General features: G+C 45.2%; 6 protein-coding genes and 2 pseudogenes. 6 read left to right on the forward strand and 2 right to left on the reverse strand.

Going from position 1 to position 5,997, the window contains the following annotated elements; all coding sequences use genetic code 11:
* Positions 1-91 precede the first annotated feature (91 nt).
* The 6 genes and pseudogenes from BM329_RS13800 to BM329_RS13825 all read left to right on the forward strand — a co-directional run.
* The gene (locus BM329_RS13800) at positions 92-295 is read left to right on the forward strand and encodes a hypothetical protein (RefSeq protein ID WP_092554323.1); all 204 of its coding nucleotides are present in this window, start codon (positions 92-94) and stop codon (positions 293-295) included.
* A gap of 172 nt (positions 296-467) precedes the next feature.
* Positions 468-1,559: an adenosylmethionine decarboxylase gene (speD, locus tag BM329_RS13805; RefSeq protein ID WP_092554326.1), complete on the forward strand. Its 1,092-nt coding sequence runs from the start codon at positions 468-470 to the stop codon at positions 1,557-1,559.
* Between the two features lie 13 nt (positions 1,560-1,572).
* Positions 1,573-2,475: pseudogene (locus BM329_RS15375) on the forward strand (ATP-binding cassette domain-containing protein).
* On the forward strand, positions 2,468-3,274 hold the full coding sequence (locus BM329_RS13815) for an ABC-2 family transporter protein (protein WP_092554329.1): 807 nt from the start codon (positions 2,468-2,470) through the stop codon (positions 3,272-3,274). Before BM329_RS15375 ends, BM329_RS13815 begins: the two are co-directional and overlap by 8 nt.
* A gap of 1 nt (position 3,275) precedes the next feature.
* Positions 3,276-4,034 (forward strand): ABC-2 family transporter protein, encoded by a 759-nt coding sequence (locus tag BM329_RS13820; RefSeq protein WP_092554332.1) that lies wholly within the window; start codon positions 3,276-3,278, stop codon positions 4,032-4,034.
* Between the two features lie 306 nt (positions 4,035-4,340).
* Positions 4,341-4,957: pseudogene (locus tag BM329_RS13825) on the forward strand (IS701 family transposase); the annotation flags it as partial.
* Positions 4,958-5,232: 275 nt separating this feature from the next.
* Here the strand turns inward: BM329_RS13825 and BM329_RS15380 are convergent.
* Together BM329_RS15380 and BM329_RS13835 are read right to left on the reverse strand one after the other, a co-directional pair.
* Positions 5,233-5,613, reverse strand: coding sequence for a transposase (locus BM329_RS15380; protein WP_479688365.1), 381 nt, complete (start codon positions 5,611-5,613; stop codon positions 5,233-5,235).
* Between the two features lie 279 nt (positions 5,614-5,892).
* A partial coding sequence (locus BM329_RS13835) for an EF-Tu C-terminal domain-related protein (protein ID WP_092554335.1) occupies positions 5,893-5,997 on the reverse strand: 105 nt, incomplete at its 5' end.

A 5,997-nucleotide genomic window follows, 5' to 3' on the forward strand; every position in this document is an offset into this window, starting at 1 on the left:
TGCATGCTTGTCTTTGTATGCCAGTACTCTTCTTCGAAAATCTAGACTGTAACCCATCTCAATTCTACCTTGTCATTGGGATTTAGGTATTATGACACAGTATTATGATTCTGCTATAGATGGCTATTATCGAGAATGGCAGGAAAATCGTGGACAGAATGAAGATCCTGAAGGCTTGCTAAATCTGCCTCGAGAGCGCTTTTGGGCGACTTCACATTTGGCTGCGCAAACCAACTGCGCCATTGAACGTCAATTGGCGGCAGCACTTGGCTTATTGCATCCTAGCCACACTTAAAAATGGTGCATCTGCACACTAAAGCAAATAATAAGGAGTACATAATAATGTATGATTTACCTAAAAAAACGCTGCAGCAGAATTTAATAGATCAGAACAAATTGAGCTCAAATGAAGACCTCCTGAAAACTTATTCAGCTAGCGGATTTCATATGATGGCTGATTCTGGGGCGTGTCCGAAACACAGCTCAATGACGTGCATGCCTTACAACTACGCATGAAAAATGCTATCGCCAAAGCCGGTGCCACTTTATTGAAATTGGAGGCTGTGCAATTTGAACCGAGTGGTTTGACCATAGTAGCAGTATTAGCAGAGTCTCACGCTTCGATTCACACTTACCCTGAAAAAGGAGTTTTGATGGCAGATGCCTTCACATGCGGCAGTATTGACCCTGAACCACTATTGCTCGAACTTGTTGAAGGGCTTGGTGAAAAGTATGTAATCCGACGCACTGCGCGTGGAGAAAGTTTGCCCTGCCATGTGGAAAAAAAGTTGAGTCCAGGTTTATCACGCATCTGGGATTTACAAGGTGTTATAGCACAAAGAAAAACGGATTATCAGAATGTACTGATAGCACGCACACACCAGGGGGTAACTTTTGAGAGTTTTGCCTACCGTGATATTTTAATGGACTACTTTAAACGTGGGGCGCGATGGCGCGCAGCACCAAAACCACAATTATCAGACGCGTTGTACCGTCAAGATTATGACAGTTCCGTGGAGCATTTCGATTCGGTTTTAACAGAAGTAGAGCCTGTGTTTGATGCAGCAGATTTTGTGCGCATTGGACGAGATATCATCGGTCAGTATAGCCATGTGACTAACCGAGCTGGTGCTCAATGGTTGGCGCGCGAGCTAGGGTCGGATTACAAAGTACATATGTACAATTTTGATGATGCTGGTCCGATGCATATTGACACAACTTTACTACCTATTGCTCCTGGGCGAGTTCTAGTTAATAAAGCTTGGGTTTCACGATTGCCGGATTATTTCAAAGACTGGGAAATATTGACCCCACCGCCCTCTACTCTACCTGAAACGCATCCATTACTTTTCACCAGTCGCTGGATCAGTGTGAATATTTTAATGTTGGATTCGCATCATGTGCTGGTAGAAGAAAGCGAAACTCCATTGATAGAGGCTTTCAAATCCTGGAACATTGAAGCAATTCCTGTACCTTTTAAACACTTTCAAACATTTGGCGGCTCTTTCCACTGTGCGACGCTTGATGTACGGCGTGGTGCGGCTAGCGCTTCTATATAAATTGGGGTACAGCATGCAAGAACCAAACCAAATTTTCAGTACATTACCGGCCCTGCAATTGCAAGCGGTCAGTCGTTTTTACCGAAGTCGCCGCCATAAAGGAGCTTGGTGGAAACAATTGCTAAAACCGGAATTCGATGAACATTTGGCACTCGATCAAGTAGATTTAAAACTCTATGAAGGTCAATGCTTAGGTCTGGTCGGTCCCAACGGGGCCGGCAAATCCACCTTGGTTAAACTGCTAACAGGAATGCTGCAGCCGGATACCGGACAAATTTCGGTGTTGGGTTTTGAGCCTTCGCGACGTCACGTTGAATTTTTAAGTCAAATAGGTGTGGTCTTTGGTCATAAAACCTCATTGTGGTAGGATCTCCCGGTTCGTCATTCTTTTGAGGCGATCCAAAAAATTTATCAAACTTCCTCTGAGGTTTTCCAGCGCGATATGCAACACTATGCCAACTTACTGCATATCGATCATTTGATGGAACGCGCGGTACGTCAACTTAGCCTAGGTGAACGAATCAAGTGCGAGCTAGTGTTAGCCTTGGCACACCAACCACGTGTTTTACTGTTAGATGAACCGACCATAGGAGTTGATATGGAATCTAAGCAGCAATTACGTGCTGTAATAAACAAGGTTGTGCAAGAAAAACAGATTGCCGTGTTACTCACCAGCCACGATGTAAATGATTTTTTATCCTGTTGCAGTCATATGGCTCTCCTGCAAGCCGGTCGTTTGTTTCATTATAGCACCTTAGATGAGCTGTTAAAGGAATTCAATATCAGCTCAGATAACAGTCGGGGTCTTGAAGAGAATTTAATTAATACTTTCCGAGCGCGCCATGCTAACGATGAGGAAGTCGAATTTGGTAGTGAACTGCTTAATGAAAATCTGGATGAGGATGAAGATGATTAAGCGCCATACGCCGTATATGATCAACGGATTACGCTTGTTATTAGTCGATCGTGGCGTGCTACTAGTTGATTTTTTCATTGCCACTGGAGTTGCTTTCTTTATTCAGTTTCTCGTGTGGACTTCAATTTACACTGATGATCAGGAGATTAATGGTTTTTCCTTCAGTGAGCTGATGATTTATTGTGCGTTGACGATTTTTCTATCGCGCTTACATAATTGCTATGACTTGATTGAAGAAATGGAGCACGAAATCATAGACGGTAGGCTAGAAGTATTAATGGCACGTCCTATACATTTCTTAGCTCAGAAGTTTTTTGCCTATCTTGGTGGCGGAGCACTGTATTTGTTGCCAGTGTTTTTAGGATGCACACTGTTGTGGCTACAGAAAGATCTTTTTTTTGCCTCAACAATCAGTAGTACGCTGATCTATCTGAGCATAGTTTGCTTGTTTTTATTGATAGGCGTGGTTCTGAGTTTTGCCATAGGAATGATTTTAGCAATGAGCATATTTTGGCTGATGAAAGCTGATTTTGTGCTGGCATTCTTAACAACGGTTGTGGCGTTTTTAGGCGGTGCTATTATTCCGCCAGCGTTCTGGCCAGAGTTCATACGCCCATTGATGGAGTACAATCCTTTCCAGTATTTCATTTCAGCACCTGCTCAATTCATTATTCATGGTGATATCCATCAGGGCCTGCAAGACCTTGGTATTAGTCTGTTATACGTGTTGGCGCTGTTGCTGCTATTGAGAGGGTTATGGGGTCGTGCACTCAAACGTTATAGCGGAGGAGGAGGTTAATATGTGGACATTGCTACGTAAATCTTATGCCACCCAATGGCACTACCCAGGGAATTATCTGTCTTATCTCGCTATACAGAGTGTGACCCAATTGCTGACTTTATTTTATCTGTATACGGTTTATACCTATACCGACCAGTTGAATGGTTGGACACGAGAAGAAGCTGTGTTCGTCTTTTATTTGGCGAGCATGGTGATTTTATGTGCTGAATGCTTTACCTGTTCGTTAGAACAGTATTACAGAAAATTAGTGAAAGGTCAGCTTGATCCCCTGCTTGCCATGCCGATCAGGCGACGTTCCTTGCAGCTATTACGATGGTCAGAACCAGGATTTCTGTTACCGGTGTTGTTTTTGCTCTGCATTTGGCCTTGGGTTGATCCTTCCCCTCAACGAGGATTACTAGAGTGGATTGGCGGCGTGCTGGCGCTTGGTTTAGGAGTATCAACAATTATCATCCTGTTTGCATTGATTTCATTGCCAGCACTGTTGACACAGCGCCAGACACCGGCTGATTTCATGGTATCTGAGCTGAGTAGAATGGTGTTTCTCCCTTCCGGTATTTTACCACAAGGCGGATGGAGGTATGTGCTTGGTATCTGTATACCACTGTTGTTTTCCGCTAATGCTGCTGGGGAAATTCTGGTTAAAGGAGAATATGAAAGTGCCATAGCATTGCTGATGGGGGGACTCACTCTGGGTACCTTGCATCGAGTGCTGGAAGCACGTTTGCTGCGTTCTTATAGTTATCCAGGTAGTTAAGGTGGCATTATGACAAAAAAAACACTCGATATTCAACAGCTCTGGCTTAGTCAGCGTGATAGAAGCTGTCAACCGAACGCATTGGCGCATTGGCTAAAGTAATATGGTTCACCCCCTGCTAGTTTATTCTGAACACTCGCTGCACACTTTGGTGAAGTCATTTAAAGAGTTTTGTGCAGCTAGTGGTCGCCGTACACAAATTGCTTTTGCATTGAAAGCCTGCCCCAACCCTAGTACTACAGTCGTACGCTTCATTGTGGCATGATAGTCCCTGACATTTTTTACTGAAAATACGGGAGCTGTTCAATGCACTCACCTATCAACGTCTGGGAACAGGAACTGCTCTCACTCCATACTCGTCTGGCTCTGTCGTTTCACCATCCCGGTCCACAGCAACGCAGTCTCGCTTACCTCCCGAGGACTACTCAGTGACGTTGAACGTAAAAATGGCTGGCAACTGGCAGAATGGATAGGTGAACGCACGCCTGATGGGGTTCAGCATCTGCTGGAGCGCGCCCGCTGGGATGTCGATGTCGCCCGCGATATTTTGCGTGACTACGTGATGGAACATTTGGGCGATGAACACGGGGTGCTCATTGTGGATGAAACCGGCTTTATCAAAAAAACACGCATTCTGCTGGCGTACAACGTCAATACAGCGGCACTGCCGGGCGCATCGAAGACAGTCAGACAGGTGTCTTTCTCTGTTATGCCGGTCAGGGTGGTCATGCCTCTATTGACCGGGCCTTATACCTGCCCAAACCCTGGACGGATGACCGGCCCCGCTATGAAGCCGCGGGCATTCCTGACGCAGTCCCCTTTGCCACCAAACCGCAACTCGCCCGGCAGATGCGGTTTATGGTCAAGATCGTCGCCTGCGCTGCTGGCTGGAGTCCCGATATCAACCGTTTGTGCTGGCGGTTCTGCGAATACAGGAGAAAAAAACCGCCGGCGGGGCTGGTAGGGTAGCCCTCAGCGTGGTGGAACTGCGTAAACTGTTGTCAAAATTGATGGAAAAGTCCGGGAAGACCGTCGAGCAGGTTTTACATTGGTCATCTTGGCGACGACATCAATACCATGCACAACAATGTCATTATCGTCGCATGGATAACCTTATGATTACAGAGTAGTTACGGCTGTAGTATTAGGAACCGAGATCAACGTGGCATCAATGAGTTGACCCCCCTCGAGGAATGAATCACTGTGCCGAAAGCTGATGCTTCGTCTCTTCAAACAATGCTCTGGCACCTTCCTGCCCAATCCGTTTTTCGAAACACCAAATCGTGTTACGGTCTGGAATATTAATGACATCGGTCAAGCGACAAAAACGTTGCCAGCGCATTCGGTCAAGCAGTTGATATTCCATCTTTTCATCAGAAAGATTATGGAAATGTTTCAGGATAATGATGTGAACCATCACCTCAGTCGGGAATGGTGGGTGTCCACCTTTGGAAGAAAGACTACGTGGTGCGACACGGTCTATGGTGTCAGCCAGTGCCGAAAAATCAACATACTTATCAATAACAAGCAGCGGATCACCTAATTTATCAATTTTTCGACGGTGATATTCGGATGCCAGCTTGTCTTTTTTAAAGCAGAACGAGGCGGTATCATGACAGCGCTACCTTGCAGAGATGCATTGTGTCTACATTTTGCTCAATTTGGTGGCTGTGAAAATTTTTTAGAGGTTCCCTTAAGTTAAACGGCCTGAACCCGGTACAATATCGGGTTCAGGCCATATCAACCGCCATATAAAAAGTGCCCAATATATGGGGTTCACCTCAAATTTTGCGGTGGCTTAAAATAAAAAATAGGAGCTTTAACCCACCTTTCTTTATAATCTTTTTATAATCAAAGATTAAGAAATTACTTTAGCAACAACACCAGCGCCAACAGTACGACCACCTTCACGGATTGCGAAACGCAGACCTTCGTCCATTGCGATTGGTGAAATCAGAGTCAC

It is taken from the genome of Xenorhabdus koppenhoeferi (assembly GCF_900116635.1).
Taxonomy (GTDB): Bacteria; Pseudomonadota; Gammaproteobacteria; order Enterobacterales; family Enterobacteriaceae; genus Xenorhabdus; species Xenorhabdus koppenhoeferi.